This window comes from Pseudomonas sp. AO-1 (genome assembly GCF_019775695.1).
Lineage (GTDB): Bacteria > Pseudomonadota > Gammaproteobacteria > Pseudomonadales > Pseudomonadaceae > Aquipseudomonas > Aquipseudomonas parakoreensis.
Genome location: NZ_CP079947.1, coordinates 1,133,303 through 1,155,252 on the forward strand (window position 1 = coordinate 1,133,303; position 21,950 = coordinate 1,155,252).

At 60.6% G+C, this 21,950-nt stretch carries 21 protein-coding genes; 16 read left to right on the forward strand and 5 right to left on the reverse strand.

Annotated elements, in window-relative coordinates:
• Positions 1–33: 33 nt before the first annotated feature.
• The 3 genes from cgtA (at position 34) to KVQ82_RS05285 (ending at position 2,979) form a co-directional block, all read left to right on the forward strand.
• The gene (gene cgtA / locus KVQ82_RS05275; RefSeq protein WP_041065287.1) at positions 34–1,257 is read left to right on the forward strand and encodes an Obg family GTPase CgtA; all 1,224 of its coding nucleotides are present in this window, start codon (positions 34–36) and stop codon (positions 1,255–1,257) included.
• A gap of 123 nt (positions 1,258–1,380) precedes the next feature.
• On the forward strand, positions 1,381–2,499 hold the full coding sequence (gene proB / locus KVQ82_RS05280) for a glutamate 5-kinase (protein ID WP_041065290.1): 1,119 nt from the start codon (positions 1,381–1,383) through the stop codon (positions 2,497–2,499).
• A gap of 12 nt (positions 2,500–2,511) precedes the next feature.
• The gene (locus tag KVQ82_RS05285) at positions 2,512–2,979 is read left to right on the forward strand and encodes a CreA family protein (RefSeq protein ID WP_222018292.1); all 468 of its coding nucleotides are present in this window, start codon (positions 2,512–2,514) and stop codon (positions 2,977–2,979) included.
• Positions 2,980–3,098: 119 nt separating this feature from the next.
• Here the strand turns inward: KVQ82_RS05285 and rpsT are convergent, their stop codons facing one another.
• Complete coding sequence (rpsT, locus tag KVQ82_RS05290; protein ID WP_003228351.1) at positions 3,099–3,371, reverse strand: 30S ribosomal protein S20; 273 nt, start codon at positions 3,369–3,371, stop codon at positions 3,099–3,101.
• Between the two features lie 252 nt (positions 3,372–3,623).
• Between rpsT and murJ the strand changes: the two genes are divergently transcribed.
• The 6 genes from murJ (at position 3,624) to ispH (ending at position 11,203) form a co-directional block, all read left to right on the forward strand.
• Positions 3,624–5,162, forward strand: coding sequence for a murein biosynthesis integral membrane protein MurJ (gene murJ, locus KVQ82_RS05295; RefSeq protein WP_041065293.1), 1,539 nt, complete (start codon positions 3,624–3,626; stop codon positions 5,160–5,162).
• A gap of 129 nt (positions 5,163–5,291) precedes the next feature.
• Positions 5,292–6,230: a bifunctional riboflavin kinase/FAD synthetase gene (gene ribF, locus KVQ82_RS05300; RefSeq protein WP_003228347.1), complete on the forward strand. Its 939-nt coding sequence runs from the start codon at positions 5,292–5,294 to the stop codon at positions 6,228–6,230.
• Positions 6,231–6,243: 13 nt separating this feature from the next.
• Positions 6,244–9,075, forward strand: coding sequence for an isoleucine--tRNA ligase (gene ileS / locus KVQ82_RS05305; RefSeq protein WP_108183847.1), 2,832 nt, complete (start codon positions 6,244–6,246; stop codon positions 9,073–9,075).
• Positions 9,068–9,580, forward strand: coding sequence for a signal peptidase II (gene lspA / locus KVQ82_RS05310; protein ID WP_041065299.1), 513 nt, complete (start codon positions 9,068–9,070; stop codon positions 9,578–9,580). Before ileS ends, lspA begins: the two co-directional genes overlap by 8 nt.
• Before the next feature lie 7 nt (positions 9,581–9,587).
• Positions 9,588–10,025, forward strand: a complete 438-nt coding sequence (gene fkpB / locus KVQ82_RS05315; protein WP_222019361.1) for an FKBP-type peptidyl-prolyl cis-trans isomerase — start codon at positions 9,588–9,590, stop codon at positions 10,023–10,025.
• Positions 10,026–10,258: 233 nt separating this feature from the next.
• On the forward strand, positions 10,259–11,203 hold the full coding sequence (gene ispH, locus KVQ82_RS05320; protein ID WP_222018294.1) for a 4-hydroxy-3-methylbut-2-enyl diphosphate reductase: 945 nt from the start codon (positions 10,259–10,261) through the stop codon (positions 11,201–11,203).
• Here the strand turns inward: ispH and KVQ82_RS05325 are convergent.
• On the reverse strand, positions 11,160–11,729 hold the full coding sequence (locus KVQ82_RS05325; protein WP_222018296.1) for a GspH/FimT family pseudopilin: 570 nt from the start codon (positions 11,727–11,729) through the stop codon (positions 11,160–11,162). The genes ispH and KVQ82_RS05325 overlap by 44 nt on opposite strands.
• A 131-nt stretch (positions 11,730–11,860) precedes the next feature.
• Here KVQ82_RS05325 and KVQ82_RS05330 point away from each other — a divergent pair, with 131 nt between their 5' ends.
• The 7 genes from KVQ82_RS05330 to thiO are packed head-to-tail and all read left to right on the forward strand — an operon-like array spanning position 11,861 to position 18,633.
• The gene (locus tag KVQ82_RS05330; protein ID WP_041065311.1) at positions 11,861–12,334 is read left to right on the forward strand and encodes a GspH/FimT family pseudopilin; all 474 of its coding nucleotides are present in this window, start codon (positions 11,861–11,863) and stop codon (positions 12,332–12,334) included.
• A complete protein-coding gene (gene pilV / locus KVQ82_RS05335) occupies positions 12,331–12,780 on the forward strand; it encodes a type IV pilus modification protein PilV (RefSeq protein WP_041065314.1) in 450 nt (149 codons plus the stop codon). The genes KVQ82_RS05330 and pilV overlap by 4 nt, the downstream gene beginning before the upstream one ends.
• Complete coding sequence (locus KVQ82_RS05340; RefSeq protein WP_222018298.1) at positions 12,777–13,490, forward strand: PilW family protein; 714 nt, start codon at positions 12,777–12,779, stop codon at positions 13,488–13,490. The genes pilV and KVQ82_RS05340 overlap by 4 nt, the downstream gene beginning before the upstream one ends.
• Positions 13,491–13,501: 11 nt before the next feature.
• Positions 13,502–13,981 carry a PilX N-terminal domain-containing pilus assembly protein gene (locus tag KVQ82_RS05345; RefSeq protein ID WP_174377363.1) on the forward strand — a complete coding sequence of 160 codons (480 nt, stop codon included), beginning with the start codon at positions 13,502–13,504 and terminating at the stop codon, positions 13,979–13,981.
• Positions 13,968–17,057 (forward strand): pilus assembly protein, encoded by a 3,090-nt coding sequence (locus tag KVQ82_RS05350; protein ID WP_222018301.1) that lies wholly within the window; start codon positions 13,968–13,970, stop codon positions 17,055–17,057. The genes KVQ82_RS05345 and KVQ82_RS05350 overlap by 14 nt, the downstream gene beginning before the upstream one ends.
• A 15-nt stretch (positions 17,058–17,072) precedes the next feature.
• Entirely contained in the window at positions 17,073–17,474 is a 402-nt protein-coding gene (locus KVQ82_RS05355) for a type IV pilin protein (RefSeq protein WP_041065326.1), read from the forward strand.
• Between the two features lie 58 nt (positions 17,475–17,532).
• The gene (thiO, locus tag KVQ82_RS05360) at positions 17,533–18,633 is read left to right on the forward strand and encodes a glycine oxidase ThiO (RefSeq protein WP_222018303.1); all 1,101 of its coding nucleotides are present in this window, start codon (positions 17,533–17,535) and stop codon (positions 18,631–18,633) included.
• Positions 18,634–18,723: 90 nt separating this feature from the next.
• On the opposite strand, the gene KVQ82_RS05365 is transcribed toward thiO, so the two are convergent.
• From KVQ82_RS05365 to KVQ82_RS05375, 3 genes are read right to left on the reverse strand one after another with little or no spacing between them, the layout of a single operon-like run.
• Complete coding sequence (locus tag KVQ82_RS05365; RefSeq protein ID WP_222018306.1) at positions 18,724–20,070, reverse strand: sigma-54 dependent transcriptional regulator; 1,347 nt, start codon at positions 20,068–20,070, stop codon at positions 18,724–18,726.
• Entirely contained in the window at positions 20,067–21,656 is a 1,590-nt protein-coding gene (locus tag KVQ82_RS05370; protein ID WP_047296636.1) for a PAS domain-containing sensor histidine kinase, read from the reverse strand. Before KVQ82_RS05370 ends, KVQ82_RS05365 begins: the two co-directional genes overlap by 4 nt.
• Positions 21,646–21,879: a PP0621 family protein gene (locus KVQ82_RS05375; RefSeq protein WP_027612810.1), complete on the reverse strand. Its 234-nt coding sequence runs from the start codon at positions 21,877–21,879 to the stop codon at positions 21,646–21,648. The genes KVQ82_RS05370 and KVQ82_RS05375 overlap by 11 nt, the downstream gene beginning before the upstream one ends.
• Positions 21,880–21,950 lie beyond the last annotated feature (71 nt).

The window sequence follows — 21,950 nt, forward strand, 5'->3', positions numbered from 1 at the left end:
TCGGCTCGTCCGTATGGCGAGAGGCGTTGAGTTATGAAGTTTGTAGACGAAGTATCGATCCGCGTAAAAGCTGGCGACGGCGGCAATGGCTGCATGAGTTTCCGTCGGGAAAAATTCATTGAGAACGGCGGCCCGAACGGTGGTGACGGCGGTGACGGCGGTTCCATCTACATGATGGCCGACGAAAACCTCAACACCCTGGTCGACTACCGTTACACCCGGCACTTCGATGCCGAGCGTGGCTCCAACGGCGGCAGCACCGATTGCACCGGCAAGAAGGGTGAAGACCTGATCCTGCGCGTGCCGGTCGGTACCACCGTGATCGACTCGGCCACCCAGGAAGTGATTGGCGACCTGACCAAGGCTGGCCAGAAACTGATGGTAGTGCAGGGCGGCTGGCACGGTCTGGGCAATACGCGTTTCAAATCCAGTACCAACCGTGCGCCGCGCCAGACAACTCCGGGTAAGCCGGGTGAGCAGCGTGACCTGAAACTGGAAATGAAAGTACTGGCCGACGTGGGTCTGCTGGGCTTGCCGAACGCCGGTAAAAGTACCTTTATCCGTTCGGTGTCGGCGGCCAAGCCGAAAGTCGCCGACTACCCGTTCACCACGCTGGTGCCGAACCTGGGTGTGGTCAGTGTCGATCGTTGGAAAAGCTTCGTCATCGCCGACATTCCGGGTCTGATCGAAGGCGCTTCCGACGGTGCCGGTCTGGGCATTCGCTTCCTCAAGCACCTGGCGCGTACGCGTCTGTTGCTGCACCTCGTCGACATGGCGCCGCTGGATGACAGCAGTGCACCGGACGCGGCTGAAGTGATCGTCAATGAGCTGGTCAAGTTCAGTCCGTCGCTGGCCGAGCGTGACCGCTGGCTGGTGCTGAACAAATGCGACCAGATCCTTGAAGAAGAGCATGAAGAGCGCGTCAAGGAAATCGTTGATCGCCTGCAGTGGGAAGGTCCGGTCTACGTGATCTCGGCCATCGCCAAAGAAGGCACTGAGCGTCTGACGCGCGACATCATGCGTTACCTGGAAGATCGTGCCGATCGTCTGGCTAACGACCCGGCGTACAAGGAAGAGCTGGCCGATCTCGATCAGCGCATCGAAGACGAAGCCCGTGCACAGTTGCAGGCGCTGGACGACAAGCGTGCCCTGCGTCGCAGTGGCGTGAAGTCGGTCCACGACATCGGCGACGATGACTGGGACGAAGAAGATGTGGATGATGAAGACGGTCCGGAAATCATTTACGTGCGCGACTGATTCGTTGCAGTAAACTTAAGCGCCGCTCAATCGAGCGGCGTTTTAGTATCTGGAAATCGCAAGTCACAAATAACGACATGGGCGGCGCTGGGTCGCGCTGCCCTCAAGCTAAGGTTGAAGATGATGCGGAGCAAGGTGACAGGTGCGCAGCGTTGGGTCGTGAAGATCGGCAGCGCTTTGCTGACAGCTGATGGCAAAGGGCTGGATCGCGCGGCAATGAGTGTCTGGGTTGAGCAGATGGTGGCCTTGCATGAGGCGGGTGTCGAGCTGGTGCTGGTGTCTTCCGGTGCTGTGGCTGCCGGCATGAGCCGTCTGGGGTGGACCGCACGACCCAGTGCAATGCACGAGCTCCAGGCTGCCGCGGCAATCGGTCAGATGGGCCTGGTGCAGGCCTGGGAATCGAGCTTTGCCGAGCATGGCCGGCACACCGCGCAGATTCTCCTGACTCACGATGACTTGTCCGACCGCAAGCGCTACCTGAACGCCCGCAGCACCCTGCGTGCACTGGTCGAGCTGAAAGTCATCCCGGTGATCAACGAAAACGACACGGTGGTCACCGACGAAATTCGTTTCGGCGACAACGACACGCTGGCAGCGCTGGTGGCCAACCTGGTCGAGGCTGATCTGCTGGTGATCCTCACCGATCGCGACGGCATGTTCGATGCTGATCCGCGCAATAACCCCGATGCGCAACTGATTTACGAAGCGCGTGCCGATGATCCGACCCTGGATGCGGTGGCGGGCGGCACCGGCGGTGCGCTGGGGCGTGGCGGCATGCAGACCAAGCTGCGTGCGGCGCGTCTGGCGGCGCGTTCCGGGGCGCATACCATCATCGTTGGTGGGCGTCTGGAGCGAGTGCTTGATCGTTTGAAGGCGGGTGAGCGCATCGGCACGTTGCTGTCGCCTGAGCGCGGCATGCTGGCGGCGCGCAAGCAATGGCTGGCGGGGCATCTGCAAACTCGCGGCACGCTGGTGCTGGACGAAGGTGCGGTGTCGGCATTGTCGCAGGGCCACAAGAGTCTGTTGCCGGTCGGTGTGAAGCTGGTTCAGGGCAGTTTTCGCCGGGGCGAAATGGTGGTCTGCGTGGCACCTGATGGTCGCGAGATTGCCCGTGGCCTGGCCAACTACAGTGCGCTTGAGGCGCAAAAAATCATCGGTCAGTCGTCGGATGCGATTGTCGGCGTGCTGGGCTACATGGCTGAGCCGGAACTGGTTCACCGTGACAACCTGATTCTGGTCTAAGGGAAATTACGCATGCGCATGGCAAAAGGATTGTTGGGGCTATTGATGGCGTTGCCATTACTGGCCTCGGCCGAGGAAATCGGTCAGGTGTCGACGGTGTTCAAGTTCGTCGGCCCGAATGACCGGATCGTGGTTGAAGCTTTCGGTGATCCGAAAGTCGACGGCGTGACCTGCTACCTGTCTCGCGCCAAAACGGGTGGGGTGAAGGGTGGTCTGGGTCTGGCCGAGGATCGCGCTGAGGCGTCGATTGCCTGTCGTCAGGTTGGTCCGATCAAGTTCAAGGGCGAGCTGAAGGATGGCGACGAGGTGTTCAAGGAGCGCACGTCGCTGGTGTTCAAAACCATGCAGGTGGTGCGTTTCCTCGACAAGAAGCGCAATACGCTGGTGTATCTGGTCTACAGCGATCGCGTGATCGAAGGGAGTCCGCAGAATGCGGTAACCGCAATTCCGATCGTGCCGTGGGTGCCGGTCCAGCAGTAACGGCGCAAAACCAATTGCAGGGGTGAGCTTGCTCGCTCCTGCATTTTTTTGCTCTGCGTTTATCAAATTGCAGGCAATAAAAAACCGACCCTAAGGTCGGTTTTTAATGACTACGTCGATTAAGCAGCTTCTTTCAGTGCTTTGACGTGGCCATTCAGACGGCTCTTATGACGAGCAGCCTTGTTCTTGTGGATGATGCCTTTATCGGCCATACGGTCGATAACTGGCACAGCCAGAACGTATGCAGCTTGAGCTTTTTCAGCGTCTTTTGCGTCGATGGCTTTAACTACATTCTTGATGTAGGTACGAACCATGGAACGCAGGCTGGCGTTGTGGCTGCGACGCTTCTCAGCCTGTTTTGCACGTTTTTTGGCGGAAGGTGAGTTGGCCACCGTCGAGCTCCTCGAAAGACTTTTTAGGAAATAGCAAACAAAATAGGCCGCGAATCATGCCGATGAAGAGAAGTCTTGTCAAGGGCGCTTGAAACGTTCCGCTAAGTGGTAGGTATAAAGAGGCGGGATATTTATTTCCGGCGCTTGACCTGTAAACTCGCGAGCTTTGGCTCTGTGCTGTTGCGGCGCGGAGTATCGCACAAGTGGGCGCATTGTTCGCCTGCTGTTTATCGACAGGCACTAATTTCCTCAATGAATCTGCTCAAATCGTTGGCCGCTGTCAGCTCTATCACGATGCTTTCCCGGATTCTGGGGTTCGTCCGTGACACGCTCATCGCTCGCACCTTCGGCGCCGGAATGGCGACGGACGCCTTTTTCATTGCCTTCAAATTGCCCAACCTGCTGCGACGAATCTTCGCCGAGGGGGCGTTCTCGCAGGCCTTCGTGCCGATTCTGGCCGAATACAAAAGCCAGAAGGGCGAAGAGGCGACTCGCACCTTTATCGCTTACGTTTCCGGTTTGCTGACCCTGGTGCTGGCGCTGGTTACCGCGCTGGGGATGATCGCTGCGCCGTGGGTGATCTGGGCCACGGCTCCGGGTTTTACCGACACGCCGGAAAAATTCCAGCTCACCTCTGATCTGTTGCGGGTGACGTTCCCTTATATATTGCTGATCTCCCTGTCCTCGCTGGCCGGGGCGATTCTCAATACCTGGAACCGTTTTTCGGTGCCGGCCTTCGTGCCGACCCTGCTTAACGTCAGCATGATCGTGTTTTCGCTGTTCCTGACGCCGTATTTCAACCCGCCGGTCATGGCGTTGGGCTGGGCGGTGCTGGTCGGTGGTCTGGCGCAGTTGCTCTATCAACTGCCGCACCTGAAAAAGATCGGCATGCTGGTGCTGCCACGCCTGAACCTGCGTGATACCGGTGTCTGGCGAGTGATGAAGCAGATGTTGCCGGCGATCATTGGCGTCTCGGTGAGTCAGATTTCGCTGATCATCAACACCATTTTCGCTTCGTTCCTGGTGGCCGGTTCGGTGTCGTGGATGTATTACGCCGACCGTTTGATGGAGCTGCCGTCCGGCGTGCTCGGCGTAGCGCTGGGCACGATTCTGCTGCCGACATTGGCCAAGACCTACGCGAGCAAGGATCGCCACGAGTATTCGCGGATCCTCGACTGGGGCCTGCGCCTGTGCTTTGTGCTGGTGCTGCCGTGTGCATTGGCGCTGGGGATTCTCGCCGAACCGCTGACTGTTTCCCTGTTCCAGTACGGGCAATTCAGCGCGTTCGATGCGTCCATGACCCAGCGTGCGCTGATTGCCTATTCTGTCGGTCTGCTGGGGATTATCGTGATCAAAGTGCTGGCGCCGGGCTTTTATGCGCAACAGAACATCCGCACCCCGGTGAAAATCGCAATTTTCACGCTGGTGTGCACGCAGCTGTTCAATCTGGTGTTGATCGGTCCGCTGGCTCACGCCGGTCTGGCGCTGGCGATCAGTGCCGGAGCCTGCCTCAATGCCGGGTTGCTTTTCTATCAACTGCGCAAGCAAAAGATGTATCAGCCGCAACCGGGCTGGTACATGTTCGGTTTCAAGCTGGTGGTAGCGGTGGCGGTGATGTCGGCAGTGCTGCTGCTGGGCATGCATTTCATGCCGGCCTGGGATCAGGGGCACATGCTGGAGCGCTTCCTGCGTCTGGGGGCGCTGGTGGTTGCTGGTGTGGTGGCGTATTTCGGTATGTTGCTGCTGCTCGGTTTCCGTCTGCGCGACTTCAATCGCAAGGCTTTGAGCTGAGGTTTCAGCCTTTATAACCGGGCACGGGCCGGCAGTTTTGTCGGCTCGATCACTTTGCGTTACGGTGTTGCCTGTCGTCGACCGTCGGGTGTGGTTATAATCGACCACTTTATGAGCAAGAAGCGCGTTATGCAGCTGGTTCGAGGCCTCCACAACTTGCGCCCCCAGCATCGGGGCTGCGTCGCCACTATTGGCAACTTTGACGGTGTTCACCGTGGTCACCAGGCTATCCTGGCCCGCCTGCGTGAGCGTGCGCTTGAGTTGGGCGTACCCAGCTGCGTGGTGATTTTCGAGCCGCAGCCCCGGGAGTTCTTTGCCCCGGAGACCGCGCCGGCACGTCTGGCCCGCTTGCGCGACAAATTGCAGCTGCTGGCCGCCGAAGGCGTCGACCGGGTGTTGTGCCTGGCTTTCAATCAGCGCCTGAGCAAGCTCAGCGCCAGTGAGTTCGTCGATACCATCCTGGTGGACGGCCTCGGCGTGCAGCATCTGGAAGTCGGCGACGATTTCCGCTTTGGCTGCGATCGCCTTGGCGATTTCGATTTTCTGCTGCAGGCCGGCCAGGTCCACGGTTTTACCGTGGAAGCCGCGCAAACCGTTGAGCTGGACGGCATTCGCGTCAGCAGTACCCAGGTGCGCAACGCGTTGGCCGCCGCCGATTTTGCCTTGGCCGAACGCTTGCTCGGCCGCCCGTACCGGATCGCCGGTCGCGTGCTGCACGGCCAGAAACTGGCCCGGCAACTGGGTACGCCCACTGCCAACATTCAACTCAAGCGTCGTCGTGTGCCGTTCACCGGGGTTTACTTGGTGGATGTGGACATCGACGGCAAGACCTGGCCTGGCGTCGCCAATATCGGCGTGCGGCCCACGGTCCAAGGTGATGGCAAAGCCCACCTTGAAGTTCATCTACTGGATTTTGCCGGCGATCTGTATGACCGGCGTCTGACGGTGGTTTTCCACCAAAAGCTGCGTGAAGAGCAGCGTTTCGCCTCCCTGGAGGCACTGAAAACGGCGATCAACGCGGATGTCGCCGCCGCCCGTGCACTAGCCGCACCTAGCGCCCATCGCTAATGAAGAGCCTTAAATGACCGACTATAAAGCCACGCTAAACCTTCCGGACACCGCCTTCCCAATGAAGGCCGGCCTGCCACAGCGCGAACCGCAGATCCTGCAGCGCTGGGACAGTATTGGCCTGTACGGAAAGTTGCGCGAGATTGGCAAGGATCGTCCGAAGTTCGTCCTGCACGACGGCCCTCCGTACGCCAACGGCACGATCCACATCGGTCACGCACTGAACAAGATTCTCAAGGACATGATCATCCGCTCGAAAACCCTGTCGGGTTTCGACGCGCCGTATGTTCCGGGTTGGGACTGCCATGGCCTGCCGATCGAGCACAAGGTTGAAGTGACCCACGGCAAGAACCTGGGCGCGGACAAGACCCGCGAGCTGTGCCGTGCCTACGCCACCGAGCAGATCGAAGGGCAGAAGACCGAGTTCATCCGCCTCGGCGTGCTCGGCGACTTCGCCAACCCGTACAAAACCATGGACTTCAAGAACGAGGCCGGTGAAATCCGCGCCCTCGCCGAAATCGTCAAGGGCGGTTTCGTGTTCAAGGGCCTCAAGCCGGTGAACTGGTGCTTCGATTGCGGTTCGGCCCTGGCCGAAGCCGAAGTCGAGTACGAGAACAAGAAGTCCTCGACCATCGACGTGGCCTTCCCGATCGCCGACGAAGCCAAACTGGCCGCCGCGTTCGGTCTTCCATCGCTGAGCAAACCCGCTTCGATCGTGATCTGGACCACCACCCCGTGGACCATCCCGGCCAACCAGGCACTGAACGTTCACCCGGAATTCAACTACGCGCTGGTTGATATCGGCGACAAGCTGCTGGTCCTGGCTGAAGAGCTGGTTGAGTCCTGCTTGTCGCGTTACGGCGTTGAAGGCTCGGTCATCGCGACCACCACCGGTAAAGAGCTGGAACTGATCAACTTCCGCCACCCGTTCTACGACCGCCTGTCGCCGGTGTACCTGGCCGACTACGTCGAACTGGGCGCCGGCACCGGTGTGGTTCACTCCGCTCCGGCCTACGGTGTGGACGACTTCGTGACCTGCAAGAAATACGGCATGGTCAACGATGACATCCTCAACCCGGTGCAAAGCAACGGCGTGTACGTGCCGTCGCTGGAATTCTTCGGCGGCCAGTTCATCTGGAAGGCCAACCCGGCCATCGTCGAAAAACTGACCGAAGTCGGTGCGCTGCTGCACACCACCGTCATCGAACACAGCTACATGCACTGCTGGCGCCACAAGACCCCGCTGATCTACCGCGCCACCGCGCAGTGGTTCATCGGCATGGACAAAGAACCAGTCAGCGGCGACACCTTGCGCGCACGCTCGCTCAAGGCCATCGAAGACACCAAGTTCGTGCCGGCCTGGGGCCAGGCGCGCCTGCACTCGATGATCGCCAACCGTCCGGACTGGTGCATCTCCCGTCAGCGCAACTGGGGCGTGCCGATCCCGTTCTTCCTCAACAAGGAAAGCGGCGAGCTGCACCCACGCACCGTCGAACTGATGGAAGAAGTCGCCAAGCGCGTCGAAGTCGAAGGCATCGAAGCCTGGTTCAAACTCGACGCTGCCGAACTGCTGGGCGATGAAGCCCCGCAATACGACAAGATCAGCGACACCCTCGACGTCTGGTTCGACTCGGGCACCACGCATTGGCACGTTCTGCGCGGTTCGCACCCGATGGGCCACGAGACCGGCCCGCGTGCCGACCTGTACCTGGAAGGTTCCGACCAGCACCGCGGCTGGTTCCACTCGTCGCTGTTGACCGGTTGCGCCATCGACAACCACGCGCCGTACCGCGAACTGCTGACCCACGGCTTCACCGTCGATGAGTCCGGGCGCAAGATGTCCAAATCGCTGGGTAACGTGATCGCGCCGCAGAAAGTCAACGACACCCTGGGCGCCGACATCATGCGTCTGTGGGTCGCGTCGACCGACTACTCCGGCGAAATGGCCGTGTCCGAGCAGATCCTGCAGCGCAGCGCGGACGCCTATCGTCGCATCCGTAACACCGCGCGCTTCCTGCTTTCCAACCTGACCGGTTTCAACCCGGCCACCGACCTGCTGCCGGCTGAAGACATGCTCGCACTGGATCGCTGGGCGGTGGATCGCACGCTGCTGCTGCAACGCGAATTGCAAGAGCACTACGGCGAATACCGTTTCTGGAACGTTTACTCGAAGATCCACAACTTCTGCGTGCAGGAGCTGGGTGGTTTCTACCTCGACATCATCAAGGACCGCCAGTACACCACCGGTGCCGACAGCAAGGCACGCCGCTCGTGCCAGACCGCGCTGTTCCACATCTCCGAAGCGCTGGTGCGCTGGATCGCGCCGATCCTCGCGTTCACCGCCGACGAGCTGTGGCAGTACCTGCCGGGCGAGCGCAATGAATCGGTGATGCTCAACACCTGGTACGAAGGTCTGACCGAGCTGCCGGAAGGCTTCGAGCTGGGTCGCGCCTACTGGGATCGCATCATGGAAGTGAAGGTGGCGGTCAACAAAGAGATGGAAATCCAGCGTGCGGCCAAAGCCGTCGGTGGCAACCTGCAAGCCGAAGTGACGCTGTTCGCCGAAGACGCGCTGAGTGCCGACCTGGCCAAGCTGAGCAACGAGCTGCGCTTTGTGCTGATCACCTCGACTGCCAGCGTGGCACCTTTCGTTCAGGCTCCTGCGGACGCGGTAGCCACCGAAGTCAGCGGCCTGAAACTGAAGATCGTCAAATCGGCCTTCCCGAAGTGCGCCCGTTGCTGGCACTGCCGTGAAGACGTCGGCGTGAACCCGGAGCATCCGGAAATCTGCGGCCGTTGCGTGGACAACATCGATGGCGCCGGCGAGGTTCGTCACTATGCCTAACGCCGTTGGCCGTTTCGGACGGTTGGGCTGGCTCTGGTTGAGCTTGCTGGTTCTGGTCATCGACCAGGCCAGCAAGTTCTACTTCGAAGGCAAGCTCGAAATGTTCCAGCAGATCGTGATCATTCCCGATTACTTCAGCTGGACCCTGGCCTACAACACCGGCGCGGCGTTCAGCTTCCTGGCTGACAGCTCCGGCTGGCAGCGCTGGCTGTTCGCCTTGATCGCGATCGTGGTCAGTGCGGTGCTGGTAGTCTGGCTCAAGCGTCTGGGCCGCAACGATACCTGGCTGGCCGTCGCCTTGGCGCTGGTGCTGGGTGGCGCGCTGGGCAATCTGTATGACCGCATTGCCCTGGGCCATGTGATCGACTTCATTCTGGTGCACTGGCAGAACCGCTGGTACTTCCCGGCGTTCAACTTCGCCGACAGCGCCATCACCGTCGGTGCGGTGATGCTGGCACTGGACATGTTCAAAAGTAAGAAAACCGGAGAAGCCGTTCATGACTGAACAGGTATTGGCTGAGCAACGCATCGGCCAGAACACGGAAGTCACTTTGCACTTTGCATTGCGCCTGGAGAACGGCGACACGGTCGACAGCACATTCGACAAAACCCCGGCGACTTTCAAGGTCGGCGACGGCAACCTGCTGCCGGGTTTCGAAGCGGCATTGTTCGGCTTCAAGGCCGGCGACAAGCGTACGCTGACCGTCGAGCCGGAAAACGCCTTCGGCCAGCCGAACCCGCAAAACGTACAGATCATCCCGCGCTCGCAGTTTGCCGACATGGAACTGTCGCCGGGTCTGCTGGTGATCTTCAATGATGCGGCCAATACTGAGCTGCCGGGTGTGGTGAAAGCGTTCGATGACGCGCAAGTGACCATCGACTTCAACCATCCGCTGGCCGGCAAGACGCTGACCTTTGACGTCGAGATCATCAACGTCAAAGCGATCTGAGTACACAGCAGAACCACTGTGGGAGTGGGCTTTTGTGGTGAGGGGATTTATCCCCGATGGGGTGCGAAGCGCCCCCGAATCCGATCACCGCGATCCAGAGCCGGAAAGCGTTGACTGTTTTGACGATTGCTTCGCAATCGATCGGGGATAAATCCCCTCGCCACAACAGGCTCGCTCCCACAATGTTTTCAACCGTTTTCGCTATTTCTTGCGCGCAAGACACGAGGCACAGCATGCAAATCAAACTCGCCAACCCCCGTGGCTTCTGCGCCGGCGTGGACCGGGCGATCGAAATCGTCAACCGCGCCCTGGAAGTCTTCGGGCCGCCGATCTATGTGCGTCATGAAGTGGTGCACAACAAATTCGTCGTCGAAGACCTGCGCAACCGTGGCGCGATCTTCGTCGAGGAACTGGATCAAGTGCCGGACGACGTCATCGTGATCTTCAGTGCCCACGGTGTTTCCCAGGCCGTGCGCAATGTAGCGGCCGGCCGTGGCTTGAAGGTATTCGACGCCACATGCCCGCTGGTGACCAAGGTGCACATCGAAGTCGCCAAATACAGCCGCGACGGTCGTGAATGCATCCTGATCGGCCACGCCGGCCACCCGGAAGTCGAAGGCACAATGGGCCAATACGACGCCAGCAATGGCGGCGCGATCTACCTCGTCGAAGACGAAAAAGACGTGGCCGAACTGCAGGTGCGTAACCCGGAAAAACTGGCGTTCGTGACCCAGACCACCCTGTCGATGGACGACACCAGTCGCGTGATCGATGCCCTGCGCACACGTTTCCCGGCCATCGGTGGTCCGCGCAAGGACGACATCTGCTACGCCACGCAAAACCGTCAGGACGCGGTCAAGCAACTGGCCGACGAGTGCGACGTGGTATTGGTGGTGGGCAGCCCGAACAGCTCCAACTCCAATCGCCTGCGTGAACTGGCCGAACGCATGGCCACGCCGGCCTACCTGATCGACGGCGCCGAAGACCTGCAGAAAAGCTGGTTCGATGGCGTTGAGCGCATCGGCATCACCGCCGGAGCCTCCGCGCCGGAAGTGTTGGTTCGCGGCGTGATCCAGCAGTTGCAGGCCTGGGGCGCGACGGGTGCCGATGAGCTGGCCGGCCGCGAAGAGAACATCACCTTCTCGATGCCGAAAGAGCTGCGCGTCCGCTCGATCTGACGTTCTTCGTCTTCAGGCACAGCGCCTGCTCAGCCTTTGCGCTGGTCAGGCGCACCCGACCGGTTGCCGCCAGCACCACCTGGAGTTGGCTGACCGGCTCGCGTGCCGAGCAGATATGTAGCGTCCCCGCCTGAAACGCCCGCCCGGGCATCAGCGGTTGTCCCAGACTGCTGAAACGCACATAACGACTCACCGCCCAATTGCCGACGATCGGTATTCGTCCGTCACTCGCCTTTTCCACCAGCAGCGGATTGCTGCTGTCCTGCGGCCCCTTGCCGTTGAGATCCAGAATGATCCGCCAGCCCTGACTCCAGTCGCCACCGATGCCATGGATTACCACACTCTGATTGCGGGTGATGGCCAGGGTGCGGGCGTTGCGAATGCCCTCGAGCAGTGACCGCGCTGCTTGCTCGCGATGGGTTGATTCGGTGAAGGCGGCGCACGCCGGACTGATCAGTGACAGAACAATTGCGCCAATCGCCAGTCCCATAAGCAATTCGATCAGGCTGAAACCCTGTTGCGGCATGACGACTCCCTCCGTGGAGCATGAAGCCCGGCACGATCCTTTTTACCGGGCAGGGCAAATCAACCGACGCAGGCCGGTCGAATGTTCTAGTTTGTAGAAGCAGGTATAGCCGACGGCAACGGAGGGCATCGATGGATCATCGTACAAAAGGTTTCACGCTGCCCGAGTTGTTGGCTGCGGTCGCCGTATTGGTGATCCTCATCACCCTGGCGGTGCCGGGTTTCACCCGCTCGATCCAGAGCAGCAAGGCCGATACGGAAATGGGCGACCTGCAGCGTGCCATCAACTTTGCGCGGCTGGAGGCGATTGATCGCGGCGTGACCACACGCTTGCGACCGAGCGCCGGCGGCAGCGTGTGGACCGGCGAATTGTCGGTCTACGATGGTACTGGCACTGCGGCCAATGTATTGCGGGTTGTTCCAGCGATGAGCAGCGGCGCGACTCTGACGCTACCCTCAGGAGTGTCCGCACTGGATTTCAATAATCTGGGTGGCCTGGCGGCGCCGTCGACAGCGGTGGTCATCAGTTACGTGCTGGGAACGCAAAGCAGGACGCTGAACGTGTGTCTGAACGGACGAATTCAATCGGGTGGAAGTTGCGGATGAGGGCAGGGAGCACACAGGCACAGGAAGGCATGTCGCTGATCGAAGTGCTGGTCGCGTTGCTGATTCTGACGGTCGGGATATTGGGCGCAGCCGCCGTGCAACTCAATGCGCTGAAATACACTGACAGTTCACGAATGACCAGTCAGGCCAGTTTTATCGCCTACGACATGATGGACCGCATCCGCGCCAACGCTGCCGCCGACTACACGGTGACGCCGCCGACCTCGGGCAATCTCGGTGTGGCCCGCGATCAGGATCTTTACGACTTCACCACCAACATCGTCAATTTCGGCGGGCCCACCGCCACGGGCACGATCACCCTCAATCAGCGGGTGTACACCATCACCATCAACTGGAATGACTCGCGGGCCGCGAATGCCACCGGCACCACACGCAGCTTTGTTCTGACCAGTCGCGCCACGGTCGACCCGGTGGCCACGCCATGAAGCATGATCAGCGGGGGTTCGGCCTGATCGAAATGCTCATCGCGCTGGCGCTTGGGCTGATCATCGTACTGGGGGTGGTGCAGACGTTCCTTGCGGCCAAAAACACTTACGTCAGCCAGAACACCGCCGCTGCGATGCAGGAAGACGCGCGTTTTGTCCTGAGCAAGATGATCCAGGAACTGCGCATGGTCGGCATGTTTGGCTGCCTGGGCACAATTACTGACGCGAGTTCGGCAGGGGATTTCTACGCGGCGCAGGTTACGCCGATCAACTGGGACAACAGCAACCTCAAGCTGACCCTGGTCACCGCCGATGTTGGCGGCAGTGGCGGCACACCGACCTGGACGGTGCTCTCCGATTGCCGCAACAGCGCCACGGCCTATACCGGGTTGCGGGCGGCGGCGAGCGGGCAGATCGCTTTTCCGATCCGCCGCTTGATCTACAGCTTCAGCAACAACCAGATTCTCATGGGCGCCGGCAGCGGCACCCCGACCCAACAGGTCCTGGTGAATAACGTCAGTGCCTTTAATGTGACCTTCGGCCTGGCCGCGTCCGCCACCGACGTCGCGGCTTCCTCCTACAGCGCCAACCCCAGCGATCCGGCGCGTATTCGCAGTGTGCGCCTGAGCCTGACCCTCACCGACCCGAACAATCGGGTGGCCAATCAAACCTTCAACGTGGTTGCCGCGTTGCGCAACCGCTTGCAGTGAGGGCCGGGCTGATGAACGTTGCATTCAACCAGCGGCAAAACCAGCGCGGAATGGCGCTGCTGGTCAGTCTGGTGTTCCTGTTGCTGTTGACCTTGATCGGGCTGTCCTCGATGCAGAGCGCCAACCTGCAGGAGAAAATGGCCGGCAGCGTCAGCCTGCGCAATCAGTCGTTCCAGACCGCCGAGGCTGCGCTGCGTATCGGCGAGAGTGCGGTGCAACTCGACAGTTATTCGCTGGCGGTGTGTGCCAATACCACGCAGTGTGCGCCGCCAGCAGAGTCCTCGGTGGTCAGTGCGGCGGGGCTCAATTCGACTTCCGGCGTAACGTGGATTGCAGCCGGTAACGGCTTTTATGGTGTACAGAATATCGGTACCACTCTGACGGCGGTCAACGTGCCGAGCAACACGTCGGCGACCCTGTATCGGGTTACGGCAGTCGGCATTGCCGGTACGTCGCGCAGTGTGGTGGAGAGTGTCTATGCGAAGTATTGAGCGCTGCTGGACACTGTTGACGGGCATGCTGCTGGGCTTGTATCTGGCGGCGCCGGCGTATGCGTTCACGCCGTCCGATTCGCCACTCTTGAGCGCAGCGGCGGTGCCGCCCAACGTGATGTTGCTGATCGACGATTCCGGCAGTATGAACAGCATCATTTACGCGGCAGGATTCGACCCGAACGTCACGCGCACCCCGGCCCGGCAGTGCAATGCGTTCCTTGGCCTGTGTTCGGCATTGAATGCGCCCGCGATTACCGGCGATCCGGTGTTTTTATCGAACCTGCCGACATCCGGTTGTTCCGGCGGTGCCTTCGCCTTTTACAACAACAGCATTGCACCGCTGTGCCTGAAACTGCCTGATCCGGTGGGCGGCGGCAATACGCGCTACACGGGGGATTACATTTCTTATGTGGTCAGTCTGGCGATCAACAGTGGCACCCGCGACTTCACCACCGGGGCGATTCCCAACGACTACCGGATCAACGTCGCGCGCAACGTGTCCACCGCCCTGGTCACCAGCAACCGTAACTTGCGCATGGGCCTGTCGACCTTCAACCCGGTCACCAACAACAATCCGGGGAATGGTGGCTACATCGCCCGCGCCATCAGCGACCTGTCTCCGGTGTCCGGCAGCGTGACCCAGGCGCAGGCCGACACCAACTACAACGCGCTGATTTCCTCGATTAACGCTTTAGGTGCCGTGGCCAACACGCCGCTGGCGGAAACCTACTACGAAATCACCCGCTACATGCGCGGCATGGCGCCGTACTACAACAGCACGCCGACGACTTACACCAGTCCGATCCAGTACCGCTGCCAGAAAAACTACGGCGTGGTCATCACCGACGGTTTGCCGACTTACGACCGCACCTTCCCGAGCAATGATCCTTTGGGTGGCAGTCGTCTGCCGAACTGGGACGGCATCAACAATGACGGCAACAACCTCAATGGCGATAACGAGGGTGACACGCTGTATCTGGATGACATTGCCAAATTCGCCTTCGACATCGACATGCGTTCGACGGGGACCGACGCTGCCGGCAAAAGCTGGAACGCGGTGGATTTTCCCAAGCAGAACATGAATACCTACACCGTCGGTTTTACCGCCGACAACGACATGCTCTCGGACGCTGCCAGCTACGGGCAGGGCCGCTATTACCAGGCGACCGACAGCACCGGTCTCAACACCGCTTTGTCTTCGGCGTTGAGCGATATCACCTCCAAGGCCGGTTCCGGCGGCGCGGGAGTCACCAGCGGCACCACGCTGGCCAGTGGCACCAGTTATTTCCAGACCAGCTACGACCCCAAGGACTGGCGTGGCACGATCAAGTCATTCGGCTTCACTTCGGCGGGCGCGGTGAACACCTCGGCGGCCCTGTGGACCACCGATACCACTATCGTCCCGGGCGCGACCGCACCGACCTATCAATCGTGGAACACCAGCAGCAACGCCGCCGTGACGCTGGCCTACGGCAACTTTTCCGCGGCCCAACAGACGGCGCTCAGCCAGAGCCTGCCCACCGGCATCAGCGGCAGCGATCTGGTGGAGTGGAGCAAGGGCACCAACAAGACCGGGCTCAAGGTGCGCAGCGTATTGCTCGGCGACATCATCAACTCGCCACTGGTGCTGGCTTCGCCCAGTGATAAAACCGCCTCCGACCTATCGGGCGACACCACTTACACCACGTACCTGACCACCAAAGCAGCGAACATGAATTCGAGTCTGGTGGTGAATGCCAACGACGGGTTCGTCAACGTGATCAACTCGGCCAACGGCACTCGACGTTATGCCTACATGCCGTCCAGCGTGTTGCCGTCGCTACGGCTGATTGCCGATCCGGCGTACATCAATGGTGTCAGCCACAAGTTTCTGGTGGACGGTCAGGTCGGTGTGTATGACGCGCAAATCAACAGCGCCTGGAAAACCCTGGCCATCGGCGGCACCGGTGCTGGCGGCAAGACTTTCTACGCGCTGCAACTGTTCGACGCGTCTGCGGGCAATGTGCTCAATGCCTTGTGGGAAGTCAGCGCACCCGCCACAGCGAACACAGCCAACGCATTTAATGATCTGGGTTATGCCTACGCGCGGCCGGAAGTGGCACGCTTGGCCGACGGTCGCTGGGCGGCGTTCATTGCCAATGGTTATGGCAGCAACTCCGGAGTGGCGGCTTTGTATGTGCTGGATGTGCGTGACGGTTCGTTGATCAAGAAGATCGTCATCGACAGCACCGAGACCACCAATGGTCTGTCGTCGGTCAAGCTCAAGGTCAATTCTTCGAACGTGGTGCAGGCCGCCTATGGCGGTGATTTGAAAGGGCGCCTGTGGAAATTCGATCTGAGCGCGACGTCGACCGACAGCTGGGGCGTGGCGTTTTCCGGCAAACCACTGTTCACCACGGCGGGCGGTGCGACTCAGCCGATCACCGCGCAGCCGCTGCTGGCGGACAATTCGCTGGGGGGCAAACAGATCTTCGTCGGCACCGGCAAATTCAACGAGACCGCCGACAAGACCAACAAGGATTTGCAGGCGTTCTACTCGGTGTGGGATGCCGACGGCGGTTCCGGACAGTTGACGGTCAGCAGTCTGCAGGCGCAGGCGGTGACCGGAGTGTTCTCCGGCAGCACCGGGCAGTTCATCACTACCAGCCAGAACGACACGACCTATCCGGGGGAGAAGGGCTGGTATCTGCCTTTGGTGTACAACAATGTGCTGACTGGCGAGCGGGTGATCAATCAGGCCAGTCTGGTGCTCGGACGCATCGTGTTTACCACCGCCAGTGTCGACACCACGGACCCTTGTGCCAGTTTCGGTACCGGCAAACTGGTCGAACTCGATGCGTTCAGCGGTAAGATGCTCAACTACGCGGTGCTCGACACCAGTTCCGATGGCGTGGTCGACAGCAACGACACGATCTCCAGTGGCGTGGTGTTCACCGGCGGGATTCCGACCCTGAACGCCATCGTCAACGGCGGGGCTCGCAAGTTTGTCAACGATTCCAGTGGCACCGTGACCACGCTGGTGGAAAAACCCGGTGGCGGCAGCCGTCGTATCATGTGGCGACAAATACAGTAAGTGAGAGTTTGAGGCATGCGCAGATTCAACCGGGGCTTCACCCTGATCGAAATCATGATCGTGATTGCGATCATCGGGATCATCATCACCATCGCCGCACCGAGCTACACCGAGTACCTGAAAAAGGGCCGGCGCGCCGAAGTGGTGTCGCTGCTTTCGGAACAGGCGCAAATCCTCGAGCGCTTTTACACCAAAAACAACGTCTACACCGGCATCACCGGTCTGAGCACGGGCAATGATTTCTACACCATCACCCCGACGATCGCTGACCAGACCTTTCTGCTGACCGCCACCCGCAAGGCCGGTACGACCATGGCGACCGACAAGTGCGGGGATTTCACCCTGACCAACACCGGCGTCAGAAGCATGAACAACGCTACCACCGGGCTGACCACCAAGGATTGCTGGGGCCGCTGAGGTAACTTCTTACGGGCGCCTCTTTGCGCCCGCTGTCTTTATTACGGTTGGATCAAACATGACCAGGCAACAGCAAGTGGTGATTGTCGGTGGCGGGGTGATTGGCCTGCTGACCGCCTACAACATCGCCTCCGAAGTGCGCAGCGTGGTGCTGCTGGATCGCTCGAACGTCGGCCAGGAATCGTCCTGGGCCGGTGGCGGCATCGTTTCCCCGCTGTACCCGTGGCGCTACAGCCCGGCCGTCACTGCGCTGGCGCATTGGTCGCAGGATTTTTATCCACAGCTGGGCGAGCGGCTGTTTGCCGATACCGGAGTTGATCCCGAAGTGCACACCACCGGCCTGTACTGGCTGGATCTTGAAGATGAAACCGAAGCACTGGCCTGGGCCGAACGGGAAAACCGTCCGCTGCGGGCTGTGGATATCTCGGCGGCGCACGACGCGGTGCCGGTGCTGGGTGGCGGGTTCTCCCGGGCGATCTACATGGCCGATGTGGCCAATGTGCGTAACCCGCGTCTGGTCAAATCGCTGAAAGCGGCGTTGCTGGCGCTGCCGAACGTGACGATTCACGAGCAATGCGAAGTCAGCGGGTTTGTTCGCGAAGGCGAGCGAGTGAGTGGCGTCGAGACGTCCAAGGGCCTGATCCGCGGCGAGCAGATCGTGCTGACGGCCGGGGCATGGAGCGGTGATCTGCTCAAGACATTGGATCTGACGCTCCCGGTCGAGCCGGTCAAGGGCCAGATGATTCTCTACAAGTGTGCAGCGGATTTCCTGCCGAGCATGGTGCTGGCCAAGGGACGTTATGCGATTCCGCGTCGCGACGGGCACATTCTGATCGGCAGCACGCTGGAGCACGAAGGCTTCGACAAGACCCCGACCGAGGTCGCGCTGGAGAGCCTCAAGGCTTCGGCAGTCGAGTTGCTGCCGGCGCTGGCGGAGGCCGAAGTGGTGGGGCATTGGGCCGGTTTGCGCCCGGGTTCGCCGGAGGGTATTCCGTATATCGGCCGGGTGCCGGGGTTTGACGGTTTGTGGCTGAACTGCGGGCATTACCGCAACGGCCTGGTGCTGGCGCCGGCGTCGTGTCAGTTGTTTGCCGATGTGATGCTCGGGCGTACGCCGATTATCGATCCGGCGCCGTATGCGCCTGAAGGTCGCATTTAAGGCAAAAGCAAAAGATCGCAGCCTGCGGCAGCTCCTGCATTGGAATGCATTTCCTGTAGGAGCTGCCGCAGGCTGCGATCTTTTAACGAATCAATCCAGACCGAGTTTCTTCAGCCGATAGCGCATCGAGCGAAATGACAGACTCAAGCGCTGCGCCGCTGCCGTGCGATTCCAGCGGGTTTCCTCCAGCGCCTGCAGGATCAGCTTGCGCTCGACGTTCTCCAGATAATCCTCAAGGTTGTCGATCCGGGTAAGATCGGCGATGCCACCCTCGACCGCGCAATTACCTTCGCTGAGGCGTAAGTCCGCCGCCTCGATCAACTGGTTTTCACACAGCGTGTGCGCCCGCTCGAGGACGTTTTCCAGCTCTCGCACATTCCCCGGGAAGCGGTAGCTTTTCAGCGCCTCAAGCGCCTGTGGGTGCAGGCGGGCCGCCGCTCGACCGCTGCCTGCCGCCAGACGCTGGAGCATGTGCGCAGCCAATACCTGAATGTCATCGCGCCGTTCGCGCAGGGACGGCACGCGCAGTTCGATCACGTTCAAGCGGTAATACAGGTCCTGGCGAAAGCGCCCGGCGGCGACCTCGGCCTCGAGATCCTTATGGGTCGCACAGAGAATGCGCACATCGACCACCGCTTCCTGCTGGCCGCCGACACTGCGCACGGCTTTCTCTTGAATCGCCCGCAGCAGTTTGACCTGCATCGCCAGCGGCAGGTCCGCCACCTCGTCGAGAAACAGGGTGCCGCCATGCGCGGCCTGGAACAGCCCGGGTTTGTCCTCGACCGCGCCGGTGAAGCTGCCCTTGCGATGGCCGAAAAACTCGCTTTCCATCAGCTCGGACGGAATCGCCCCGCAATTGACCGGCACAAATGGCTTGCTGGCGCGCGGTCCCTGTTCGTGGATCAGCCGTGCGACCAGTTCTTTGCCGCTGCCCGACTCTCCGCTGATGTAGACCGGCGCCTGACTGCGCGCCAGCTTGTCGATCTGTTTGCGCAGATCGCGCATGGGCAGCGAGTCGCCGAGCAGGCGCCGATCTATCGACGTGCCGGCGCCGCCCACCGCCGGTATGCGCAACGCGGTGCTGACCAGTTCGCGCAAGCGCGTCAGATCAACCGGCTTGGTGAGGAAGTCGAAGGCGCCAGCCTTCAACGCGTTGATCGCGGTTTCCAGACTGCCATACGCGGTGATCATCGCCACTGGCAGTTGTGGATGACGTTGCTGGATGTGCTGCACCAGGTCCAGCCCACTGCCGTCGGGCAGGCGCATGTCGGTCAGGCACAGGTCGAACGCATTGCGTTGCAACAGCGCCTGGGCTTCGCCGAGGTTGCGAGCACTGAAGGTGTCGAGTTTCATCCGTCCCAGGGTGATTTCCAGGAGTTCGCGGATATCCGGCTCGTCGTCGACGATGAGGATTTTTTGCCGTGGGCTCGTGTTCAACTTTGTTTCCGTCCGTGAGCAAAGGTGATGCGAAAGCAGCCGCCGCCTTGGCGTGGTTTGAAGTCTAGGCGCGCCTGGTTGCTTTCGCACAGCTCACGGGACAGATAAAGCCCAAGGCCGGTGCCCTGGCTGCTGGTGGTGAAGAAGGGTTCGAACAGATGCGGTTGTTGATCCAGTGGTACCCCGGGGCCATTGTCCTGGACTTCAAGCACCGCCAGCTGGCTCTCGGGGTCGATGAACAGCGCCAGCCAGACCTCGGCCTGCTCGTGCAGCAAGGCGCTGTGGCGCCAGCCGTTACGTAACAGATTGTCGAGAATCTGCGTGAGCTGATCCGGATCCATCAACGTGATGAAGTCCCCGGAATTGATCCGCAAATGAATCGACTGCCGCTCGCTCGCCTGTTCGCGGCTCTCGGCAACGAAGTGCTCCAGCCATGGCTTGAGATCCAGGCGCTGAGGGGCGCTCTGCTGGCGGCGCGACAGTTGCAGGACGTTTTCGATGACTCGGTTCATGCGCTGGGAGTGGTCTTGAATGATCTGCGTCAGACGCCGATCCGCACCATCGAGTTCCTCGGACTCGCCCAGCAGCTGCGCGGCGTGACTGATGGCGCCCAGTGGATTGCGGATTTCATGGGAGATGCCGGCGGTCAGGCGCCCGAGCGCGGCGAGCTTGAGTTGCTGGGCCTGCTGCGCGACTTGCGCCAGATCTTCGAGGAACACCAGGGTTTGCTGGTTGGGGCTCTGATCGAGGGCGATGAAGTTCGGTTGCAGTTCCAGGCCATTGCCGGGAATCTTCAGACTCTGCGGGCGCAGGGTCGGGTTGCTCAGCCACAGTTGCAGGCGCTCGACCAATGCCGGCGAATAGTCGCTGATCAAATGGCCTTCAAGATGCGACTGGGCCAACAGCGTCTTCGCACTGTGGTTGGCCAGCTGGACCCGGCGCTGCTCGTCGAGCACCAGAATGCCGGTACGCATGCGTTGCAGAATCAGAGCGTTGAGGGCTTCAAGGCTGGTGACTTCGCTGGCGCGCTGTTCGGCGAGATTTTCGCTGACTTCCAGGCGCCGGATCAGGCCCTGGACCAGCAGCGATGCGGCAAAACACAAGGCGCCCAAGGTTCCGGCTTGCAGATAGTCATTGGCGCTCAGGGGATGGCTCAAGCTCAGCAGGAAGCTTGAGCCGACAATGCCAAGTGCGCCGATGGCGGCGATCAGCAGGCCAATGCGCCGGCGCAACAAGGTGTTGCTGATCGCCACCGAGACAATCAGCAGGTTGCCGATCGCGCTGGCCACCCCGCCCGCCGCGTAGAACAAACCGCACAACAGCAGCACATCCACCAGCGCCAGACTGAACAGCTGCGAGGGCCGCCGGGTATTTTCCAGAAACACCACGAGCAGGATGTTCAGCACCAGATACAACCAGCTGCCACTGCGCAGCAGATCGTCGTCGGCCGACGTCAGCAGGCGATTGTCCATATTGCTGGAGATCAGCAGCACCAGTGTGATGCCGACACTCAAACGGTAAAGATGATAAAGGCGCAGCAGGCGCTGTGCCTGTTTACGGTCGGCGTTGGCGGCCTCAGCGATCACTGGCACCCGGGCCTTGCTCAAGATGAGCCTGGCTGCAATACCATTGTTGCTGAAGGTTCAGCGCGCGGTCGCGGGGCAGATGCACGCCGCAGTGGGCGCAGCGCACCATCGGTGCGGCGTCTTGCTCGCGGGGCGATTGAGCAGACGAGGCGGGCGCCTTGAATTTGCGCCACAGCCATACCGCGGCGAAAATCAGGACAATCCAGAACAGTAAACGAAGCATGATGGGCGGCTTTTCGGCTAATGATCCGGCAGTTTAGCCAAGGAGCCGGCAGGCGCACAGACTATTAACGC

Excerpts from the sequence above, each read along its gene's own strand:
- cgtA (WP_041065287.1), top strand. The coding sequence starts at position 34 with ATGAAGTTTGTAGACGAAGTATCGATCCGCGTAAAAGCTGGCGACGGC.
- proB (WP_041065290.1), top strand. The coding sequence starts at position 1,381 with ATGCGGAGCAAGGTGACAGGTGCGCAGCGTTGGGTCGTGAAGATCGGC.
- KVQ82_RS05285 (WP_222018292.1), top strand. The coding sequence starts at position 2,512 with ATGCGCATGGCAAAAGGATTGTTGGGGCTATTGATGGCGTTGCCATTA.
- murJ (WP_041065293.1), top strand. The coding sequence starts at position 3,624 with ATGAATCTGCTCAAATCGTTGGCCGCTGTCAGCTCTATCACGATGCTT.
- ribF (WP_003228347.1), top strand. The coding sequence starts at position 5,292 with ATGCAGCTGGTTCGAGGCCTCCACAACTTGCGCCCCCAGCATCGGGGC.
- ileS (WP_108183847.1), top strand. The coding sequence starts at position 6,244 with ATGACCGACTATAAAGCCACGCTAAACCTTCCGGACACCGCCTTCCCA.
- lspA (WP_041065299.1), top strand. The coding sequence starts at position 9,068 with ATGCCTAACGCCGTTGGCCGTTTCGGACGGTTGGGCTGGCTCTGGTTG.
- ispH (WP_222018294.1), top strand. The coding sequence starts at position 10,259 with ATGCAAATCAAACTCGCCAACCCCCGTGGCTTCTGCGCCGGCGTGGAC.
- KVQ82_RS05325 (WP_222018296.1), bottom strand. The coding sequence starts at position 11,729 with ATGCCGCAACAGGGTTTCAGCCTGATCGAATTGCTTATGGGACTGGCG.
- KVQ82_RS05330 (WP_041065311.1), top strand. The coding sequence starts at position 11,861 with ATGGATCATCGTACAAAAGGTTTCACGCTGCCCGAGTTGTTGGCTGCG.
- pilV (WP_041065314.1), top strand. The coding sequence starts at position 12,331 with ATGAGGGCAGGGAGCACACAGGCACAGGAAGGCATGTCGCTGATCGAA.
- KVQ82_RS05340 (WP_222018298.1), top strand. The coding sequence starts at position 12,777 with ATGAAGCATGATCAGCGGGGGTTCGGCCTGATCGAAATGCTCATCGCG.
- KVQ82_RS05345 (WP_174377363.1), top strand. The coding sequence starts at position 13,502 with ATGAACGTTGCATTCAACCAGCGGCAAAACCAGCGCGGAATGGCGCTG.
- KVQ82_RS05350 (WP_222018301.1), top strand. The coding sequence starts at position 13,968 with ATGCGAAGTATTGAGCGCTGCTGGACACTGTTGACGGGCATGCTGCTG.
- KVQ82_RS05355 (WP_041065326.1), top strand. The coding sequence starts at position 17,073 with ATGCGCAGATTCAACCGGGGCTTCACCCTGATCGAAATCATGATCGTG.
- thiO (WP_222018303.1), top strand. The coding sequence starts at position 17,533 with ATGACCAGGCAACAGCAAGTGGTGATTGTCGGTGGCGGGGTGATTGGC.
- KVQ82_RS05375 (WP_027612810.1), bottom strand. The coding sequence starts at position 21,879 with ATGCTTCGTTTACTGTTCTGGATTGTCCTGATTTTCGCCGCGGTATGG.